The sequence below is a fragment of the Marinibactrum halimedae genome (assembly GCF_021234875.1).
Classification (GTDB): domain Bacteria; phylum Pseudomonadota; class Gammaproteobacteria; order Pseudomonadales; family Cellvibrionaceae; genus Marinibactrum; species Marinibactrum halimedae.
Genome location: NZ_JAJQVM010000108.1, coordinates 1 through 926, shown reverse-complemented (window position 1 = coordinate 926; position 926 = coordinate 1). Strand labels below are relative to the sequence as shown.

Annotated in this window: 2 protein-coding genes; both read left to right on the top strand. The window is 43.7% G+C overall.

Annotated elements, in window-relative coordinates; translation table 11 throughout:
* A partial coding sequence (locus LU351_RS20515; RefSeq protein WP_232595948.1) for a hypothetical protein occupies positions 1-278 on the top strand: 278 nt, incomplete at its 5' end.
* A 145-nt stretch (positions 279-423) separates the two neighbouring features.
* The coding region (locus LU351_RS20510; RefSeq protein ID WP_232595947.1) for a hypothetical protein at positions 424-926 on the top strand (503 nt) is incomplete at its 3' end.

Here is a 926-nt window from a genome sequence, read left to right as displayed (position 1 = left end):
AGTGTTTAATACGAGGGCAGTCGGTGGAGAATGCCTATTTTGAGGTGGTCAATCCCTCTGCCATGGATGCTCGTCATGCCTGGCGTTGGATGAACCGTTTGAATCGTCAATTAGGCTATTTTCGTTCAACGCTTAAATCCTCTTTTACAACAGCCCTCAACGCGTTCTCTGTTCAAAGTCGACGACGACAGATTTTATTACCCACTTTAGCCTCGCTCTTATCCAGGCAGAAAAGAACATATTCAATTCAATCTGTCTTTCAATCCCCGTTATTTTAATGTTCATTTTCTCTTTTTAGCTTCGTAGGAGAAGCAGAATAAAGACTCTTTTTTCTTATTTTTGTCGTCGCAACCGATAGTGGCGTAACACTGCCATGATGTTTTCTTTTAGCCTCCAAGCGCCTTTAACTTGGAGTATTTTTTTATGCCTACCCAAAATAAAAATCCATCTCTAGAAGTCCGTTTAAGTGTGTTAGCCGCCATTGATTATGCCCACGGCAATACGATTCGAGATCGCATTAAAACCGTGAGTCAACAAACCTTTGTCGATCCGTTATCGAAGAAACATTTCCAGTTCACCTGGAGAACCATTGAAACTTGGCGCTGCCGCTATTTGAAAAACGGCGTTACCACACTCGATAAAAAAACACGCGCCGATAAACACACGCAACGTAAAGTCTCCATCCAGGAATTGGCGGAAGCCATCAATGAAGTCTTGCCTCTCCTCAGTCACAATAAAGTCGGCAAGGTGCCCAAAAGTACGCTCTATCGCTGCTTGCTGGAAAAGCATTACTTCACTCGACAACAGCTCGCCCCAACGACCTTTTATCGTTTTATCCGTGAACACGATTTGCTTGACCATGACAGCACGCAAAAACTACGGACTGCCTTTGCCATGCAATATGCCAATGAATTATGGCAAGGAGA